At 36.5% G+C, this 18407-nt stretch carries 22 protein-coding genes; 17 read left to right on the top strand and 5 right to left on the bottom strand.

The features are described 5' to 3' along the window. Positions 1-103 precede the first annotated feature (103 nt). Entirely contained in the window at positions 104-1324 is a 1221-nt protein-coding gene (locus L6N96_07335) for a hypothetical protein (GenBank protein ID MCP8323969.1), read from the top strand. An 85-nt stretch (positions 1325-1409) separates the two neighbouring features. Here the strand turns inward: L6N96_07335 and L6N96_07330 are convergent, their stop codons facing one another. The 3 genes from L6N96_07330 to L6N96_07320 all read right to left on the bottom strand — a co-directional run bounded on the left by L6N96_07330 (position 1410) and on the right by L6N96_07320 (position 4124). Further along, positions 1410-2702, bottom strand: a complete 1293-nt coding sequence (locus L6N96_07330) for a tRNA(Ile)(2)-agmatinylcytidine synthase (GenBank protein ID MCP8323968.1) — start codon at positions 2700-2702, stop codon at positions 1410-1412. Positions 2703-2783: 81 nt separating this feature from the next. Beyond that, on the bottom strand, positions 2784-3677 hold the full coding sequence (locus L6N96_07325) for a radical SAM protein (protein MCP8323967.1): 894 nt from the start codon (positions 3675-3677) through the stop codon (positions 2784-2786). A 210-nt stretch (positions 3678-3887) separates the two neighbouring features. After that, a complete protein-coding gene (locus L6N96_07320) occupies positions 3888-4124 on the bottom strand; it encodes an Lrp/AsnC ligand binding domain-containing protein (protein MCP8323966.1) in 237 nt (78 codons plus the stop codon). 180 nt (positions 4125-4304) lie between these two features. Between L6N96_07320 and grpE the strand changes: the two genes are divergently transcribed. The 8 genes from grpE (at position 4305) to L6N96_07280 (ending at position 12108) form a co-directional block, all read left to right on the top strand. Next, positions 4305-4874 carry a nucleotide exchange factor GrpE gene (gene grpE, locus L6N96_07315; protein ID MCP8323965.1) on the top strand — a complete coding sequence of 190 codons (570 nt, stop codon included), beginning with the start codon at positions 4305-4307 and terminating at the stop codon, positions 4872-4874. Positions 4875-4882: 8 nt separating this feature from the next. Continuing rightward, positions 4883-6766: a molecular chaperone DnaK gene (gene dnaK, locus L6N96_07310; protein ID MCP8323964.1), complete on the top strand. Its 1884-nt coding sequence runs from the start codon at positions 4883-4885 to the stop codon at positions 6764-6766. A 23-nt stretch (positions 6767-6789) separates the two neighbouring features. Beyond that, entirely contained in the window at positions 6790-7887 is a 1098-nt protein-coding gene (gene dnaJ / locus L6N96_07305) for a molecular chaperone DnaJ (protein ID MCP8323963.1), read from the top strand. Between the two features lie 60 nt (positions 7888-7947). Then, the gene (locus L6N96_07300; GenBank protein MCP8323962.1) at positions 7948-8169 is read left to right on the top strand and encodes a hypothetical protein; all 222 of its coding nucleotides are present in this window, start codon (positions 7948-7950) and stop codon (positions 8167-8169) included. 26 nt (positions 8170-8195) lie between these two features. Beyond that, complete coding sequence (locus L6N96_07295; protein ID MCP8323961.1) at positions 8196-8522, top strand: hypothetical protein; 327 nt, start codon at positions 8196-8198, stop codon at positions 8520-8522. A 139-nt stretch (positions 8523-8661) separates the two neighbouring features. Then, positions 8662-9078, top strand: a complete 417-nt coding sequence (locus tag L6N96_07290) for an Lsm family RNA-binding protein (GenBank protein MCP8323960.1) — start codon at positions 8662-8664, stop codon at positions 9076-9078. Positions 9079-9091: 13 nt separating this feature from the next. Further along, positions 9092-10687, top strand: a complete 1596-nt coding sequence (tgtA, locus tag L6N96_07285; GenBank protein ID MCP8323959.1) for a tRNA guanosine(15) transglycosylase TgtA — start codon at positions 9092-9094, stop codon at positions 10685-10687. A 164-nt stretch (positions 10688-10851) separates the two neighbouring features. Next, a complete protein-coding gene (locus tag L6N96_07280; protein MCP8323958.1) occupies positions 10852-12108 on the top strand; it encodes an MBL fold metallo-hydrolase in 1257 nt (418 codons plus the stop codon). 65 nt (positions 12109-12173) lie between these two features. Here the strand turns inward: L6N96_07280 and L6N96_07275 are convergent, their stop codons facing one another. Beyond that, positions 12174-12371: a hypothetical protein gene (locus L6N96_07275; GenBank protein ID MCP8323957.1), complete on the bottom strand. Its 198-nt coding sequence runs from the start codon at positions 12369-12371 to the stop codon at positions 12174-12176. 139 nt (positions 12372-12510) lie between these two features. Between L6N96_07275 and psmA the strand changes: the two genes are divergently transcribed. Genes psmA through L6N96_07235 form a run of 8 tightly spaced genes read left to right on the top strand, consistent with a single transcriptional unit; the run spans position 12511 to position 17047 of the window. Next, the gene (gene psmA, locus L6N96_07270; GenBank protein ID MCP8323956.1) at positions 12511-13254 is read left to right on the top strand and encodes an archaeal proteasome endopeptidase complex subunit alpha; all 744 of its coding nucleotides are present in this window, start codon (positions 12511-12513) and stop codon (positions 13252-13254) included. A gap of 19 nt (positions 13255-13273) precedes the next feature. Then, on the top strand, positions 13274-13963 hold the full coding sequence (locus L6N96_07265) for a ribosome assembly factor SBDS (protein ID MCP8323955.1): 690 nt from the start codon (positions 13274-13276) through the stop codon (positions 13961-13963). 7 nt (positions 13964-13970) lie between these two features. Then, positions 13971-14654, top strand: a complete 684-nt coding sequence (gene rrp4, locus L6N96_07260; protein MCP8323954.1) for an exosome complex RNA-binding protein Rrp4 — start codon at positions 13971-13973, stop codon at positions 14652-14654. Further along, positions 14651-15376 (top strand): exosome complex exonuclease Rrp41, encoded by a 726-nt coding sequence (rrp41, locus tag L6N96_07255; GenBank protein MCP8323953.1) that lies wholly within the window; start codon positions 14651-14653, stop codon positions 15374-15376. Before rrp4 ends, rrp41 begins: the two co-directional genes overlap by 4 nt. After that, positions 15376-16206, top strand: coding sequence for an exosome complex protein Rrp42 (gene rrp42, locus L6N96_07250; protein MCP8323952.1), 831 nt, complete (start codon positions 15376-15378; stop codon positions 16204-16206). Before rrp41 ends, rrp42 begins: the two co-directional genes overlap by 1 nt. Continuing rightward, positions 16193-16420, top strand: a complete 228-nt coding sequence (locus L6N96_07245) for a 50S ribosomal protein L37 (GenBank protein MCP8323951.1) — start codon at positions 16193-16195, stop codon at positions 16418-16420. The genes rrp42 and L6N96_07245 overlap by 14 nt, the downstream gene beginning before the upstream one ends. Beyond that, entirely contained in the window at positions 16392-16679 is a 288-nt protein-coding gene (locus L6N96_07240) for a hypothetical protein (GenBank protein ID MCP8323950.1), read from the top strand. Before L6N96_07245 ends, L6N96_07240 begins: the two co-directional genes overlap by 29 nt. Positions 16680-16690: 11 nt before the next feature. After that, positions 16691-17047 (top strand): hypothetical protein, encoded by a 357-nt coding sequence (locus L6N96_07235; protein MCP8323949.1) that lies wholly within the window; start codon positions 16691-16693, stop codon positions 17045-17047. Here L6N96_07235 and L6N96_07230 read toward each other — a convergent pair. Continuing rightward, positions 17028-18377: a UbiD family decarboxylase gene (locus tag L6N96_07230; GenBank protein ID MCP8323948.1), complete on the bottom strand. Its 1350-nt coding sequence runs from the start codon at positions 18375-18377 to the stop codon at positions 17028-17030. The two genes, L6N96_07235 and L6N96_07230, sit on opposite strands and share 20 nt — an antisense overlap. Positions 18378-18407: the final 30 nt, after the last annotated feature.

Here is an 18407-nt window from a genome sequence, read left to right as displayed (position 1 = left end):
TCAGCGTTGACAGGGATGATAAAAAAATATTTTTTATCCCAATATGGATTAACCCTTTTAAAGCAAATATATTAAAGGATAATTATATCTCTAGAGGTTAAAGTTGTCTAAAAATATCCTCGCTCCGATTACAATTTTTGGTCTAAGTACCGAAGGCTATAGAATTGCTTCTTCACTTTCGTTTTTTGACATACAGACTACCCTAGTGGATGAGAACCTAAATGTTGGCATGCAGTTAAAAAATAAAATACTCGCTAGATTCAATTCGATCGCAGCTCTTCTTGAAGATGAGCCATTACTTGGTCTTGAATCTATGGAAGATGCAATAAGCAAAGCTAAATGCATATTCTTCGCCCCTAAAATAAGAACTCATGGCATAGAAGGTAAATCCAAGATCAGCTTGAGACTAAAGACTGTATCAAAACATCTTTCAAAAGGAGTGGTATTTGTAAATATGTTGCCGATGAGTTATGGTGGCAATAGAGAGATCATATCATTGATTGAAAAACTTACTGGATTAGAAGTAGGTGTAGGCTTTGATTACATATATGCTCCACTAAACCCGAAAACCAATGAACCTGTATTTATAGGTTCAAGGAGAATGAATTTAGATGAAGCTGTTATCGAAACTCTCAAATCGGCGCTGATCGATGTACCTGATATCCTACCCTTATACTTAGCTGAATGGCTTTATTCCAAACATGTAATAAGAAAATATAGTTCTATCGCGATGGAATTAGAGTTATGTAAAAAGTTAAGCAGATCTAGTGATTGGATTTCTCCGGAGTGCTTTACAGATAGTCAAAAGGAGGCTTATCTAGAGACGATAAGTGAGAATTTATTTGATATAAAAGCGATCACAAAGACCTTAAAGACTGGTGAACCATTATGGTATACGATGTCAGGCATATTGAAAAGTTTAGAAGGGTATATTAAATATCTTATAAACAGGATTCGTGACATATTAAAAGAGGAGGGGCTAAAAGCGGGTAGGGCTAGGATTTTAGTAGCATGGTCAATAGATCCTTTTGAGATTAGGGAGGATAAAATATCGATTTTTTCTACACTCATAGAAAAGCTTCATGATTGTGTTGGAAGTGTAGTTGCACTCAACACCATACCTTATCTACAAGCTCTATATCCAAGATTAGGCGTAAAACGAGGAATGCCTCCTTATACAGGTAAAAATAACATCATTTTAGCTTGTTCAAACGAAGATTTTGGAATAGTACTTAAAAATAGTCAGACCGAGCTGGGAATGAGTTCGATCATTATAAAAGCCAACCTGCCTGTTGATGTAATAACGTCTTTGCAAAGTCATTAATAAATTGTTTAAAAAACGATCACTGCAAGAATATCAACAAATAAAAATATATTAAGATAAATCTGGTTTCATGAATTATTTATCCTCAGACTCGTTGTGAAAAGCGGATCAATGGTTTTGCTAAGTGTCTCCTAGCCCTAGGCGGAACTTCGTAGAATCCTAGAGTTATACCTCTTGGTATCTGTTCAAAGTAAAGTGCTTTGTTAGGTAGCTTAAGTTTACATATTTTACACCTAAATCCCTTCCCTTTCCCAGCTGACTTCATCCTCTTGCTACATGATGAACAAACTGGATTTATCTTCTTCAAGACAGGGCTTAGCTTAACAATTTCTATTTTCTCAAGATTTATAGTCAATGGTAAAGATGGCTTTAGCTTAACTCCACCATAGGCTTTGATTATATCACCGACCATTAATTTTAAAACTATCTCTCTGAATTGTCTCGTAGGCTCATAGGCAGCACAGTCTATCCCACCATTCTCATCTCTTATTCTGAATATAACATGACCCCCAAGTATGATTCGTGGCTTCACACAAACTTCTCCCTCAACTAAAAAAGAACGATCTGGTTTCACTTCAGATATCTTTGCATTTTTTATATGTTCATCCGTAGCTTGATTCGTTTTGAATATCACCCATCTTTCTATCGGCTCAAATGCTTTTGTAATGTTGTGAGCTTTCTTTGCTATTTGGGGATTTTCAGCTCTAATCCCATACAAGATTGGACAAGGTGTGTGGGGTGTTATTCTTATTTCACCTTTTACAAGATCGATATTATCGAATGTCATTGGGTAAGTCAGTTTATTCATCTTTAAAACGGATTCTTTATCTATCTTTCTTTCTGTGCCACGGTTGTTTGGCACTCTATAAGCTATAAGTTCATAGGTTTTATCTTGCTTTAATTCATTACCTATAGCTGCTAAAGCACCTATAATCCCCCTCCCTATTTTAAATTTAAAAAATTCAGCACCAATCTTCTTCGATAGAGCTTCTGCTTCACTGATAGTCGTAATATCTTGTATTACTTTATTTGAATAAGCCTTTAACTCCTCTGGGATATTACTACCTTCAAAGAACACAACGCCTGGATTCGTTGTCCAATGATCTAACTCTGCCAGTTGATTTACAGTCTCTATAACAATCTGCTTTATGTCAGGTATCAACTCGGCTTTTGTTTTAACTTTTATCGAGATAGCACAATTTCCCCTAGTCTTCAAAACCCAGTTGGGATTGAGCCTAATAAGACATGGATAATCAATTATCTCCACGCCCATCTCCTTAAGCTTATCTACAACTATGGCGCCAATATATGTAGTACACATCCCATCTTTGGAATCTGTATCATCAAGACCTATGTTAAGTATCTGAAGTTTGTTCAATGGAACCGTCTCGCAAATGATTCAGATTTAGCATAGATTGTATCTAATTCTTGAGATTTCACTGCGATCTACACTTTAGTATCAAATAAAAATCAACTTCGATGGATGTAAAAGAGCCTCCTTGATAATAAGGTTTGGATAAAAGAGTTGTGGGAAGAGTGAAGGTTCACGGAAACAGTTTGTAAGACACTCATTACACATTATATTCTCAAGGAAATGGGGTCTATCTTTCAGTATATTGAAGAGCTTCGGTTTCGCAAAGCATGGATAAATGTCTCCTATCCAATCGATATAGAAAACATCTTGCCCTCCCCTACAGTAAAAGTTAGGAGGTTGGTTGTTAAAAAAGTTAAGTATATCTTCGATATATGTTCCAGAATTCAAAATTTCGTACCCCCTTTTCTTTAGCGATAGTATCATGGCTATACCTTTTCGTAAGTTACGCAATAGTTCTTTCTCAGAAATCTCACCACCTAATCTATATGAGTTCACATCACATATTGTTGGGTAGCAAAAACCGAATGGTACTCCCAATTCCTCATTTACATATCTAACCATATTCTCTACTCCGTCCCTTAACAGAAAGGGATTCAAGAATGACAAAGCATGAGTTCTTAATCCGATCTTTTTCGCATACCTAATTGCATCAATCTGTTTCTTACTTATTTGGCTATGTCGTCGAATATCTTCACATATTTTTGTATCCCAATGATCAAGTGAAACACTTAGAAGAGATAGCCCTGCTTCCTTGCAAGCTAAAAGCAGATTATGTGATATTGTCCCATTGGTTGTCATACTCGTTATCAAACCCTTTTTACTACTATACTTCAAAATCTTTATAATGTCAGGGTGAAGAGTTGGTTCACCGCCCGTTAGATAAAGTATGAGAAATCTGTTCTGAGTGAGAAAATCTATGATTTTAAACGCCTCCTCACAATTGATAGATTCAGGATTCTTCCGATGCATGTCGCACATAATACACTTACAATTACACTTGGTAGTTACTGCAAAAACGGCTGTTCTGGTAAAGCCTTTTAGGATTTTCCTCAGAGCAGATATAAAAAGCATTATAGCCCAATTTTGTCTATAACCTGATGTTTGTATTAAAGTTTCTATGTTAGTCCTCACAGGTAAAAGAGGCGGATGAGATTATTGGTTATAGTTATAGATGAATTTAGTTATTATCTACGGAACCTCAACTACTATCATTGTGAGTGTAGACCGAACTTTATCTAAACGTCTAATCTTCCATGTTACTGTCTCTTTTACCTTCTCCATAGAATCAGCTTCTATCTTAGCTATTATATCATAGACACCATAGACTACATAAACCTCTTTTACATTCGTAATCTTCTTAAGCTCTCCTACTAATTCTTCCTCTGCTCCTAGATCGGCATTTATCAACACAAATGCTAGAGGCATGTTGAATCCCAAACCTATTCTAATTAATAAATTTATCATTATAGTTAATCCATTACTAAAATTTCATACTGATATTTATTCTCAAAATTCAGAAGCATAATATTTAAATAAAATAATTGACCTTTTTTTAAATTCTGACTTAACTTTACATTTAACATATTTATGTGGAGGCTCATCAAAATGACAGAAGAAGCTGTGGTAGAAAAAGAGAAAAATAAAGATACTGTACCAATCGATAAAGCTATAGATTCAAGAAAAGTATTAAGTGAGCTAGATGAATTAAGAAAAGCTTTGAAAGAAGAGCAAAATAGAGCTGAAGATTATCTTAACCGTTTAAAGTACCTTCAGGCGGATTTTGATAATTATAAAAAAAGAGTGAACAAGGATATGATCGAATTAGTGAAGTATGGAAACGAGCGATTAATAATTAAATTATTAGATGTTGTTGATAATCTGGAAAGAGCGATGATATCCGGTAGGGAAGTAAAGAATAAAGAGACATTGTTAGATGGGGTGGAGATTATTTTCAAAGATCTAAAAGAGATTCTCAGAAAAGAAGGGGTCGAAGAGATATATACTATAGGGAGTGCATTCGATCCAAATTTGCATGAAGCGATAGATAAGATTGAAACTAAAGATTGCCCTTCCAATATGATTGTTGAAGAGATGCAAAAAGGGTATCTATTAAATGATAAATTAATAAGACCAAGTAAGGTGAAGGTCGCTCTTAATCCATATAATGAGGAGTGATGGAAATCATGAGTAACTCTGAGGGAAAATCTAAGGAAAAGATATTGGGAATCGATTTAGGAACAACTAATTCAGCTGCATCAATGATGGAAGCAGGCAGACCTGTGATAATACCTAGTGCTGAAGGACCTACAGTAGCAGGCAAGATGTTCCCCTCTGTGGTCGCATTTACGAAGGATGGACAACTATTGGTTGGAGAACCAGCTAAAAGGCAAGCATTAACAAATCCTGAAGGAACGATCTTTGAAATTAAAAGAAAGATGGGAAGCGATTATAAAGTTTACATATCTGATAAGGAATTTACTCCACAACAAATTTCTGCATTTATCCTACAGAAGATAAAGAGAGATGCAGAGACTTTTCTTGGGAGAACCGTTGAAAAAGCAGTTATAACTATTCCAGCTCATTTTAACGACAATCAAAGGCAGGCTACTAAGGATGCAGGCACTATAGCAGGTTTGAATATTTCAAGAATAATAAATGAACCTACTGCAGCTTGCTTGGCTTATGGATTAGATAAGCTCGAAAAAGAGATGAAGATAATAGTGTTTAGCTTTGGAGGAGGAACACATGATGTTACTGCAATGGATTTTGGAGGAGGAGTATTTCAAGTTATAGCAACAAGTGGAGATACACAGACAGGCGGAGCAGATATTGACTACGCAATAGTTAATCACCTTATTGAGGAATTCAAGAATCAGACTGGTATAGACATAAGAAGCGACAAGACAGCTATGACGAGGCTAAAGGAGGCTGCCGAGAAGGCAAAGATAGAGCTCTCTTCACTTCTTACAACGGATATTGACCTTCCTTTTATAGCTATGGATAAAGAAGGCCCTAAACATTTACGATACACTTTGACGAGGTCAAAGTTAGAAGAGCTTGCTCGACCTATTGTAAGAAAGACAGAGGATACTATCAAAAGAGTTCTAGACGATGCAAAATTAACACCGAAGGATATCGATAAAATAATATTGATTGGTGGTCAAACAAGGATGCCTCTCGTTAGGAAATCGATTGAAGAAATTGTCGCCAAACCTCCTGAGGTAGGTGTAGACCCTATGGAGTGTGTAGCTATAGGAGCAGCTATTCAAGGAGCAATAATAGCTGGTGAAGTGAAAGACATTCTCCTACTAGATGTTACGCCATTGTCTTTGGGAGTAGAAACCCTTGGTGGAATATCAACAAAGATAATCGAACGTAACACTACTATTCCGACAAAAAGAACTCAAATCTTTACAACTGCTGCTGATTTCCAAACAACTGTGACAATTAATGTTTTACAAGGGGAGAGAACCATGGCTTCTGACAATGTTTCATTAGGTATGTTCAATTTATCAGGAATCCCCCCAGCTCCTAGAGGGGTGCCACAAATAGAGGTAACTTATGATATCGATGTAAATGGAATATTACATGTCACAGCTAAAGATCTAGCTACGAATAAGGAACAGAAGATAGATATTACCGCATCAAAGAAGCTATCCCAAGAAGAGATTGACAGTATGGTCAAAGAAGCAGAGAAATTTGCTGAGCAGGACAAGAAAAGGAGAGAGGAGGTGGAAGTAATAAATGCCGCCGAAACTCTGATCTATACTGCTGAAAAGATAAAATCTGATCTTAAAGACAAATTGAGCCAAGATCAGATAGAAAAAATAGATAAAGCTACAAACGAATTAAGAAGTACTGTTGGTGAGAAAAACATAGACAACATTAAGGTTAAAAGCGAACAACTATCCAAAATTCTGCAGGAGATAGGCGCCACTGCTTATCAACAAGCAGCTGAACAGCAGGCCAAGGAACAAAAGGGTCAGGATGCTCCACAACCAAAAGAAGGAGAAAAAGAAAAAGTGGTCGATGCTGACTATGAAGTAGTGGACGATGATAAAAAGTAATTTTCATTATTAGTTGACCTTTCATGGGAAAAAAGGATTACTATGAGATTTTAGGTGTCTCAAGAGATGCAGGCGCACAAGATATAAAAAACGCTTATCGCAAATTAGCTCTACAGTATCATCCCGATAGGAATAAATCACCTGATTCAGAGGAAAAATTCAAAGAGATATCCGAAGCCTACGCTGTACTATCTAATGAAGAAAAACGAAGACAGTACGATATGTACGGTCATGAGGGTATTGATAGCAGATACACGAGAGAAGACATCTTCAGAGGTGTTAACTTTGATGAGATCTTCAGGGATTTTAGCTTTGGATTCGGCGGTTTCAGTAAAATATTTGAGGAGTTCTTTGGTAGACGCGAGTCTTATAGTCCTGAGAAGGGGAGTGATTTAAGGTACGATCTTGAGATTACTCTAGAAGATGCTTTTCAGGGGTTAAAGACCGAAATAGAAATTCCTCGTAAAGAAAAATGCATGAATTGTAAAGGAACGGGTGCAAGTCCAGGAACGGAACAGAAGACTTGCTCCAAATGCAATGGTACTGGACAGTTAGAATATACTCGTACACTCGGCTTTACAAGATTTGTCCAAGTAACGACATGTGATAAGTGTAACGGTAGAAAGGTAGTGATAGAAAATCCCTGTAAAGAATGCCGTGGTTCAGGTGTTATAAGACAATATAGAAAGATAAGAGTGGAAATTCCATCTGGAGTAGATACAGGTTATCTTCTAAGGCTAAGGGGTGAGGGTGAAGCAGGTGTGAGAGGAGGTCCCTCAGGAGATTTATATGTTGTAATAACCGTAAAATCCAATAAAATATTCAATCGAGAAGGAGACGATATCTTCTATGAGACTCAGATCAGCTTTCCTCGAGCAGTATTAGGTACAGAGATAGATGTTCCAAATATAAATGGAAAAGCAAGGCTCAAGATACCCGCTGGCACTCAGAGTGGAACCGTATTCAGATTAAAGAACAAAGGTATGCCAAAACTAAGAGGTTTTGGCAGAGGGGATGAATTGGTTAAGGTGATTGTTAACATTCCAACAAGATTAACAGATAAGCAGAAAAAGCTCCTTAGAGAGTTTGCAAAGGAATCTGGAGAGGATTTAAACAATTAGAAAGATCCATATCATATAAAAATAGTGTTATTACTTTATAACTAGATGGTATGAAAGTAGATGGTAAAATTTTTTGAAAAAATTGGCATAACAGGTAATCCGGGTACAGGGAAGAAGTCTATTGGTAGATTGTTAGCTAAACTTCTACATTATGATTTTTTAGATTTGAATCAGCTAGCTATAGAAAAGGGCGCAATAATCAGTGAAGATGCACTCGGAATTCTTGTAAATTTACCTCTACTAAGGAAGTATGCTAAGGAAGTAATTTTTAAAAAAAAATAGTTATAGTAGGCCATCTTTTACCTTTCGTGTTATCCAAGCAAGAAATCGAGTTCGTTGCCGTGCTAAGATGCTCACCTTTTGAGCTTGAGAAGAGGTTCTTATCAAGAAATTACAGTAAAAAGAAAATTAAAGATAATATAGCTTCAGAAATATTAAGCATTAGTGCATATGAAGCTTTAAAAAAGTTTGGAAGGGACAAAATTGCTGAATTCGATACGACTGGAAGGGATGATAAAAAAGTTGTCGAAGAGATCATTAAGGTGATTAAAGGAGATATTAAAAAAAGAGTGGGTGATATCGATTGGTTACAATTTTTCACAGAAGCTGAAAAATTAAGTCGATTTTTTGATTGAAATTATATTACTTAACTTTATGGGAGTAATATAACAACTTAGAGTATATATTAATCAAGTCCATAGAAATGGTTCTTTATAGATTTCTAAACAAAATGATTTTTATCTTTATAATCATCTAATTATTGTGGGGGGAAATATGTCTTCTATTATTAACAAGAAGTTTACAAATGAGGTCGTTTCTATGATAGGTCGGAAGGTTGCTTTAGAGACATCGGAAGGTAGAATTTATGAAGGTGATCTTGTTGGTGTCGATGGAAACCTTAACGTTATCTTAGATAATGTTTCTGGTGTGGGTGAAAATGTCTACAAAGTTCTATTGAACAGAGACTTTATCAAGGAAATAAGGTTAGTGGAAAAACCTTTCGATCTGAAAGCTCTTGCTGAAAGACTAAATAGAGTCTTCCCAGGATTGGTTAAGATAAGGGAAGACATAAGGTCTATCATAGTTATGGATAAGATAAAGGTGACAGAACAAGGGGTTGAAGGAAGTGGATTAGCCGTTGAGAGGGTGAAATCCGTATATAATGAATTTGTAAGTGAAATTACAAAGTAAGTGTAATTTACGAATGTTTGAGATAAAGACGACCGATCTAGCAGGCAGGATAGGAAAGATAAAGACCAAGAGAGGTTCATTAGAGACTCCTTGTATCTTACCCGTAATTCACCCAATAAGGCAAAGTATTACACCTAAAGAAATTGCAGCAATCGGTTTCAAAGCAGTGATGACGAATGCATATATAACATTGAAAACACTTGGCAAAATAGCAGAAGAAAGAGGGATACACAAGATAGTCGATTTTAATGGCATAATTATGACAGATTCAGGTGGCTATCAAATTCTGAAGTATGGAGATATAGAAGTCACACCTTTGGAGATGGCTAGCTTTCAAGAAAGAATTGGATCAGACATAGCCATCGTACTAGATACACCTACAGGGACCAATGTAAATGTAGAGCGAGCTAGTGAAACTGTTGAGATTACATATAGGGCTGCTAAAGAAACATTAAAAGCAGTTAGAGCAAATAGAATACTCTGGATTGGTCCTATTCAAGGTGGTAGCTATATAGACCTTTTAAAGAGATCTGCAGAGCTAACTGGAAAGATGGCATTTGATATATTTGCTCTGGGAAGTCCTACAGAGGTCATGGAATCTTACAACTTTAATTTATTAGCTCAGATGATAATTACAGTTAAGCAAATTCTTCCAATTAATAAGCCCCTACATCTATTTGGCGCTGGGCATCCATTAACGATCCCTCTTATCGTGGCACTTGGTTGTGATCTTTTTGATTCGGCATCCTATATATTATATGCTAGAGAAGGACGCTATATGACTGATTACGGCACTGCAAAGTTGGATGAACTTACATTTCTACCATGTAATTGTTCGATATGTACAACGCATACATTAAAGGAAATTAAGGGGTTTGAGGTTGAAGAGAAAGTTCAGAAGATAGCCATACATAACTTGAACGTTCTTTTAAAGGAAATGAGGACAACAAAACAAGCTTTAAAGGATGGTAGAATTTGGGAGTACCTTGGTACGAAGGCTAAAGCTCACCCAAAACTTTGGGAGTTTTTTAGGTCATTAAATAAGAATTATGAATTTTTAGAAAATGGGACGCCATTATTTAAACCTAAATCAATCTTCTTTTCTGAGAATCAAGATCTAATGAGACCTGAAGTCTTAAGATACTTAGAAAGATTCTTAAAAGATGTATCTATAAAGAAAAAGGTTCTTTTACTGCTTCCTGAATCTGAAGTCAAACCTTTCTATAAATCACCATCATATATCAAATTGATTAAGGGTCTTGGTGGGGAACTAAAAAAAGTTCAAGTAGCTTTTTTATCAATTCCTTTTGGTATAGTACCCGTGGAAATCTCCGATGTTTATCCTCTATCACAGTACTTAAGCTCCCTCGAACTAGATTACAAAGTTATGAAAGAAGTGGTGAAACATGTGAAAGAATTTGTTAAAAGAAACTCATTTAATAAGATTATCCTGCTAAATCACTTGAAAGCTTACAATTCATTATTTAAAATTATATCCAGTTCACTATTTAATTGCTATATAATTGATGATATTGATGATACAAAAAATAGCTTTAATAGTGCGTTAAAAAAAATCGAAGATATCATCAATTCTTTAAGTCAAGTTTAGTTAGATTACCTTGGTTAAATTCGTAATTATAGTTGCGATGGATAATATTCTAGAATCTTCAAAGTAACTACCCATTTGAAAACTGTCATCAATTAAATATCAAAACGTATATCGCCTAGAATCACATATATTTAAGTAACTCTTATTCAAAAACTGTTCTTTCTATGAAAATAACAGTTTTAGGCGGTGCAAGAGAAGTAGGAAGATCTGCTTTTTTAATCGAGAATATAGAAGGGAGAGTTCTGTTAGATTTTGGAGTTCAACTAACAAGACCACCAGCATTCCCAATGCATATTCAACCAAGAAATGTAGATTCAATTCTTCTTTCACATGCTCATCTCGATCATAGTGGTGGAATCCCTCTCTTCTTTATATCTGAGGGTACAAAGCTATATACCACAGGATTGACATTAGAGCTATCTCAACTCCTGATAGAAGATTTTTTAAGGATTTCTGGATTCTATCTTCCTTTTGAGTATATAGACTTACTTTCTATGATTAATCAGACCTATAGGCTCAATCTAAATGAAATAGTAAACATAAAAGGATTCACTACTACTTTTTTGAATTCTGGTCATCTCCCTGGTGCAGCATCCATTATTTTGACGAGTAAAAGAAAAAGGCTCCTTTATACGGGAGATATCAATGCAAATAATTCATTACTGCTTAAAGGTGCTAATACAAACTTTGAGGAACTAGATGCAGTAATAACTGAAAGTACATATGCAACAACAGATCATTTACAACGCAATAATGTGGAGAAGGAGTTTATAACCTTTGCAAGGGAGGTCATAGAGCGAGGAGGTACTTTCTTTGTCCCAGCCTTCTCTGTGGGTAGAGCTCAGGAGATGGCGTGTGTGTTTAAAAAATACAACTTCCCTTATTCAGTAGCTATGGATGGTATGGCTTTGAAAACTAATGGGATCCTATCTAGATATCCAGAATATCTGTATGACTCAGAACTCTTCAGAAAAAGTATTGAGAGTATCGAGCTCATAAGAGGTTGGAATCATAGAAGACGCATCGTTAAGACGCCATCAGTCATAATATCGCCAGCAGGTATGTTGGTTGGGGGTGCTGCTGTTTTTTATAAGACCGAAATTTCAAAAAGATCGAAAAATGCTATAGCCTTAGTCTCATATCAGATGCCTGGGACGCCAGGAAGGACTTTATTGGAGAAGAAAATAGCGATCATAAATGGGAAGCCAAAAAAGGTAAAAGCTGAAGTACGACATTTCGACTTCTCTTCTCACAGCGGTAGAAAGGAGCTCTTTGATATGTTCAAAGGGATTACGGGAGACCCTAAAGTGTACACAGTGCATGGTGAGGAGAAGAATTGCATTCAGTTTGCTGAAGAGTTAAAAACCGAGTTAGGATTAGATGCTGTGGCACCTAAAACTGGGGATACCTATACAATATAAAATCCTTCTCAACTTAGAAATATGGTTCTCGTCTTTCCATTACAGATTTTATCTATACAATAGCTCTATTCTATCTCTTTCACTTCGATCTTTACGTCTTTTAGAAGTTTATCCGCTTCCTCCTTCGAAGTAAAAAGAACATAAAGCATTTTAGGTGTTCTAAGCTTTAGTTTTACCGTATCCTCTTTCTTTACAACACGGCATTCTTTTGCTTTCTCTAACAGCTTTTTAAACTCATCAGCGTTAAAAATCTGCCTTGGCATCTTCACCGCATAGATATCCCAATAGGATGACTTTAAACATAACTACATAGATACCATAAATAATAAATATAATTAATCTTATAATAAAAAAGGATTTTAAACCCTTTATATAAGACTTGTTAAATTAAAGTGAATGGCTATGTTTGCACCTAGTTCGGGATACGATAGAGCGATTACCATATTTTCGCCAGATGGAAGGCTATATCAAGTTGAGTATGCAATAGAAACGGTCAGAAGAGGTACTTTAGCTTTAGGTCTAAAGGTGAAAGAAGGCGTAGTCTTGGCTGTTGAAGAGCGAGCAAGAAAGTTACAGAATCAAAATATTAGCCAGAAGATCTCTCAGATAGATGAGCATATAGGAATTGCAGCTGCTGGATACGTACCAGACGCACGTGTTCAAGTAGATTATGCACGTATCTTTGCCCAGTCAAGTAAGTTAACATATGATGAGCCTGTTGAAGTAGAAGCTATTGCTAAGCGTATAGGTGATTTGAACCAACAGTACACCCAATATGCAGGTGTCAGGCCTTTCGGCGTGTCTTTGATTATAGCTGGTATTGGTAAAAATGGACCAGAACTTTTTTCGACAGACCCTAGTGGGACTTACTTGGGTTATGATGGGGTTGCTATAGGGGCAGGATATGAGCAAGTAACTGAATATCTGGAGAAAAAATACAATCCCGATATGAGTCTAGAGAGTGCTTGTGTCTTAGCTGCAGAGTGCATATATCTCGTGAGTGAGGAAAAAGTAGGAATTAAACACATAAAGATGGCTCTGATAGATACAAAGACAAGGAAGATGAGCTATCCTAAGGAAGAAGAGATAGCCAAGTACGCAGAAAAAGCAAGCGAGAATTTACCAACTACAGGTAAGTCTGAATAAAGCAAAATCAGGTGTTTATTTGAGTAGTAAGTTCACCACAGTTAGGTTAGTGATTAGTGGCGAACGATTTGAGATATTAGTCCACCCAGAAAAAGCTTTGGATTACAAACTAGGTCGTCCAGTCGATCTTACAAAGATTATTGCTGTTGAAGGAATTTTTTCTGAAGCTTCAAAAGGGTTACGCATTTCAGATGATAAGCTAGAGAAAATTTTCAATACTACATCTGTAACAAAAGTGGCTGAAATTATTCTAAAGAAAGGTGAGCTTCAGTTAATAACTGAACAAAGACGTTCATTGATCGAAGAGAAACGAAAGCAGATAATTTCTATTATCTGTAAAAATTTTATCGATCCTAGAACAAGTTTACCTCATCCTAGAGTTAGAGTTGAGCAGGCATTGTCAGAGGTACAAATTTCAATCGATCCTTTTAAGGATGCCAAAGAGCAAGTAAAGAATATCATTGAGAAAATGAGAATAGTTTTGCCATTAAAATCAGAAAAAATGAAGCTTATGCTAAAAATCGAGCCTCTTTTTGCTCCTAAAACTATTGGTGTTTTGAAGAGCTACGGAGAAATTCAAAAAGAAGAATGGTTAGCTGATGGCTCACTAACAACAATCGTAGAGATTCCAGCAGGAGTTCATTCCTCATTGATTGATAAATTGGGTTCGGTTACTAAAGGAACTACACAAGTAAAGATCATAAAGTGAGACAAGAATGGCTTTTAAAAGGAGGTACGTGACTCCTGGTGAGTTTATCGCCGAGGGGGATTATAAAACAATTAATAATGTAATCAGGGTAGGCGATAAATACTATTCAACAAAGATTGGTTTAGCTGAGATGAGCCAAGGAGGAATCCGTGTAATTCCTTTAAGTGGACCTTATATTCCTAGAGTTAATGATCTTGTCATAGGCAAGATAGTTGATCATTCGGCATTCTCATGGGAGGTCGACATCAACTCATGCTTCTTCGCGTATCTTCTTGCTCAGAACGTATTCGGCAGAGATTTCTCACCCGATCGCGAATCCCTTTTAAAGAAATTTCCTATTGGAAGTTTGATCTATGCAAAAGTTCTTGCTTATGATCGAACGAGGGATCCCCTTTTAAGTATCTCGGGGCCGAATCTAGGACATATTCCAAAGGGAGAGATCATTAAGATAAATTCTGCCAAGATACCTAGGTTAATAGGTAAAAAAGGGTTTATGATAAAGACAGTTGAGTCTGCTACCAATTGTAAACTAATTATAGGTCAGAATGGGATCATTTTAATAACCGGTCCACCTGATGGTATTCTACTCGCAACTCAAGCCATCAAGATGGTTGAGTCAAAAGCCCATATGGCAAGTCTGACAAAAAATATTCAAAATTTTTTGTCAGAATCGAAGGGGGTTAAAGATTGATAAGTCTAATAGATGAAAAAGGTCATAGGATAGATGGTAGAAAGCTAGATGAGCTAAGACCATTAAAAATCGAAGTAGGTATACTTAAGAATGCTGATGGTTCTTCATATATAGAGTTTGGGAAGAATAAGATCGTGGTTGCAGTATACGGTCCAAAAAGTGTTCATCCTAAACATCTTTCTTTACCCGATAGATCTTTTTTAAGATGTCGTTACCATATGGCTCCCTTCTCAACAGATACTCGTAAACATCCACAACCTTCAAGGCGTGAAATTGAGATATCTAAGGTCATAAGGGAAGCCTTAGAACCTGCCCTTATATTGGAAGAATACCCAAGGACGGGCATAGATGTTTATCTAGAAGTATTACAAGCAGATGGTGGTTCTAGATGCGCTGGGATCACAGCTTCTGCAGTTGCTCTTGCTGATGCTGGTATATCCATGCGTGATATGGTTGTTGCTTGTGCAGTTGGTAAGATATCTGGACAAGTTGTTTTGGATCTAGATGATAGAGAAGATAAAGAGGGAGAAGCTGATATGCCTATTGCTATTATGCCAAACCTTAATCAAACAACTCTTCTCCAACTAGATGGTATCTTAACTCCAGAGGAGTTCGAGAAGGGATTTAAAATGGCTCTTAATGCCTGTAGGCATATTTATGAAGTTCAACGTGAAGCGTTGATCAATAAATACTTTGGCGAGGATGAATCCGGTGAGGAATGATGTCTGCAGTAAAAAAATCAATGGTAGTTGAGAGACTAAGAAAGGCGCAAATAGTGGAGTTCTTATCAAAAGAGAAAAGATTAGATGGTAGAGACTTACTTGATTTTCGTCCTATTAAGATAGAAACTGGCATTATAGAAAAGGCTAATGGTTCAGCTCGAGTTCAGATCGGCAATACACAAGTGATAGCAGGTGTTAAGATAGACATAGGTGAACCGTTTCCTGATACACCAGAAAAGGGACTTTTAGTTGTAAATGCAGAAGTCTTACCTCTTTCTTCGGCTTATGCCGAGCCAGGTCCCCCTGATGAGGATGCGATAGAATTAGCCAGGGTTGTAGATCGAGGAATTAGAGAGTCCCAAATGATTGATCTTTCAAAGCTTGTATTGATCCAAGGAAAGAAAGTATATGCTGTCTTCATCGATGTGGACATTCTAGATACTGATGGTAATTTATTCGATGCTGTTTCATATGCTACTGTTGCCGCACTCGCTACATCTACTATGCCAAAATTTTCTATCGATCAGAATGAACTGATAACACAAGAAGAGGAGTCAACCCATTTACATATAAACTGTATTCCTGTTTCTATAACTCTTGCGAAAATTGGTGATGAATTTATTATAGACCCAACATCTGAAGAGGAAGCTGTTATGGATACTAGAATAACCTTTACATTCGATGATGAAGGTAATATCCGTGCAGGGCAGAAAGGTTTGCCTGGAACCCTTGACTTTGATCAAGTCAAATTGGCGGTCAACATTGCTAAAACTAAGGCAAAGGAAATCAGAAAGATCATAAAGGAAAGTATTAAAGATGCGAAAAGGTAAAAGAAAAGGGTTAAAAGGACTCGGTACAAAGTATGGATCATCATTAAGAAAAAAGTATGGGAGGATATACACCACTCTAAAGCTGAAAAGGATGTGTCCTAGTTGTGGTGCATGGAAATTAAAAAGAAAAAGCTTGGGCATATGGCAATGCAGGTCGTGTGGATTTACCATGGCTGGAAGAGCTTATGACGTTACTCCGATCAAAATCTCCTAAGAAAGGGTATATTATCAAAGGATTAGAAGCCAGAATAGAGGCTAAATTAGACAAAGATTTGGCACAAATTACCCACCTTGCATTTGAGCCAGACTTATTATCAAAATCGCGCCTCAAGGTTGAGATCGTACACAATGAAGGTAGACTGATTCTGAATATAAAAGGAGGAGATATTTCCCAGTTAAGAGCTGGAATAAATTCTTATTTAAGATTAATCGGCATGATTGTAAAATTGTTCGAAGGGGTTAAGAAAAATTAATCTGATAAGATTTGAGTTCTTTAAATAAAAAAGTAATAGTGAATGAGAAGAAATTCTCTTTTCAAGTACTAAGAGCGAGTAATGGTTGTTTCTTGATCATTTCTGAAGGAGAAGAGACAAAGTTAGGCTCGATGGCGTTTTCGGTGAAGGTTGGAGATAGAGCGAATTCTATTTCAATTATTCCGAGCAAATTTGGCGACATCTACACAAGATTATTTGCTGAAGTCACATCTATGATCGTCAATGGGATTTCAGTAGTATCATTATATATCAAAGCCCCAATAGATACACAGATTTTTAAGAAGTTATTAAATGAAATTAAAGATATTCTTAAATTTGAACGACCTATCAATCAAGATAATCCTTAAAATTTATCGAATCTTCGCCAGGTATCTTAGCTATCTCGAATTTTTCCCTTTGTTTAGTAAAACTTATTGTTGCGTCTATACCGATTTTAGTTGTAAGAAGATTATCCTGATCGCTAGAAGGATCTAAGCTTGAACCTTTGACATTCTCTATAATTACAAGATCTTTTTCGCCTTGGAAGCGTGTGGCTAAAGCGAACTCTACGCTTTGAATATCTTCTGGATCTATATCATCATCTACAACTATAGCCAATTTCAATGATGGATGGTTAGAGAAGGCCGAGATTATCGCATTCTTCGGCTCTCCTTCGTGAGTCTTTTTGATTTGAATGACAGCATGTAGCCAATTACATCCACCATCCGTTAAGTTAACAGCTTTAGTTGTTGGTACAGTATTTTTAACTCCTTTGAATAGTTTCATCTCTACAGGCAGAGACATGAGTAGACGGTGCTCGCTCCCTGCTGGGAGTATTGCTTGATATATCGGGTCTTTTCTATGAAGAATATTGGTGACTTCGATCACTGGTTGCATCCTTGGGTGATCGTATACGTTTAGCATATCTGCCATGAATTCCTCCTCTTCTCTATCTATCATGAACCTACCTTCTAGTACTATCTCGGAGTTTGCTGGAACACTTAAATCCACATTTTCACACTTTGAAACTTTCAAGGCACCATTTAAAATGGAATTCGCAATTTTTATCTCATCCATACCATAGGGTACTTGGCAAGCAGCAGCCAGAGAAACTGCTGGATGGACGCCAATTGCTATTGCTACTTCGAGGGGCTTACCTATCTGCTTGGAAAGTTGCAAGCATCTGTGAAGATGCCTACCTTCCACTACACGTACTGCTAAATGATCATCATCTAGGAGTAGCAAACGGTGTATAGATGCATTTTGAGTATTTGTTTCTGCGTTCTTTACAAAGACTACACCAGCTGTTATGTACCTTCCAGCATCCTTCTCATAATGCTTAAGTATGGGAAATTTACTTACATTGGGTTTCTCTGAATATTCCTTAAATGGTCCATTTTTTACAATTTTTGGATTTATAGGATCGTTAATAGATGAAGAAATCTTATCATGGAGATTATTCAAAGATGTATTGATGGCTAGGCAGATTTTCTCTTTTGTGTTACAAACACCACTGACAAGAGGATAGTCTGAATAACATATCTTCTCAAAGAAAGGTGCAGGACCTCTATCAAGCTTCTTCATTATCACCGCTGCTTCATGTAAATAAGAGACCTCTTTCTTTATCCTGAGCATCTGTCCTTTTTTCTCTAATATACTCAAAAAACTTCTTAAGTCCAATGAATGGTTTTTTACCAAGAGTTACCACCAATCATATATATTATTGGG

This window comes from Candidatus Methylarchaceae archaeon HK02M2 (genome assembly GCA_024256165.1).
Taxonomy (GTDB): domain Archaea; phylum Thermoproteota; class Nitrososphaeria; order Nitrososphaerales; family JACAEJ01; genus HK02M2.
The sequence above is the reverse complement of the archived record's forward strand: the minus strand, read 5'-3'. Positions and strand labels throughout refer to the sequence as shown.

Coding starts and splice junctions, on each gene's coding strand:
- L6N96_07290 (MCP8323960.1), top strand. CDS start 8,662: ATGTCTTCTATTATTAACAAGAAGTTTACAAATGAGGTCGTTTCTATG.
- L6N96_07300 (MCP8323962.1), top strand. CDS start 7,948: ATGGTAAAATTTTTTGAAAAAATTGGCATAACAGGTAATCCGGGTACA.
- tgtA (MCP8323959.1), top strand. CDS start 9,092: ATGTTTGAGATAAAGACGACCGATCTAGCAGGCAGGATAGGAAAGATA.
- L6N96_07325 (MCP8323967.1), bottom strand. CDS start 3,677: ATGTGCGACATGCATCGGAAGAATCCTGAATCTATCAATTGTGAGGAG.
- grpE (MCP8323965.1), top strand. CDS start 4,305: ATGACAGAAGAAGCTGTGGTAGAAAAAGAGAAAAATAAAGATACTGTA.
- dnaK (MCP8323964.1), top strand. CDS start 4,883: ATGAGTAACTCTGAGGGAAAATCTAAGGAAAAGATATTGGGAATCGAT.
- dnaJ (MCP8323963.1), top strand. CDS start 6,790: ATGGGAAAAAAGGATTACTATGAGATTTTAGGTGTCTCAAGAGATGCA.
- L6N96_07320 (MCP8323966.1), bottom strand. CDS start 4,124: ATGCCTCTAGCATTTGTGTTGATAAATGCCGATCTAGGAGCAGAGGAA.
- rrp42 (MCP8323952.1), top strand. CDS start 15,376: ATGTCTGCAGTAAAAAAATCAATGGTAGTTGAGAGACTAAGAAAGGCG.
- L6N96_07245 (MCP8323951.1), top strand. CDS start 16,193: ATGCGAAAAGGTAAAAGAAAAGGGTTAAAAGGACTCGGTACAAAGTAT.
- rrp4 (MCP8323954.1), top strand. CDS start 13,971: ATGGCTTTTAAAAGGAGGTACGTGACTCCTGGTGAGTTTATCGCCGAG.
- L6N96_07240 (MCP8323950.1), top strand. CDS start 16,392: ATGACGTTACTCCGATCAAAATCTCCTAAGAAAGGGTATATTATCAAA.
- psmA (MCP8323956.1), top strand. CDS start 12,511: ATGTTTGCACCTAGTTCGGGATACGATAGAGCGATTACCATATTTTCG.
- L6N96_07280 (MCP8323958.1), top strand. CDS start 10,852: ATGAAAATAACAGTTTTAGGCGGTGCAAGAGAAGTAGGAAGATCTGCT.
- L6N96_07275 (MCP8323957.1), bottom strand. CDS start 12,371: ATGCCAAGGCAGATTTTTAACGCTGATGAGTTTAAAAAGCTGTTAGAG.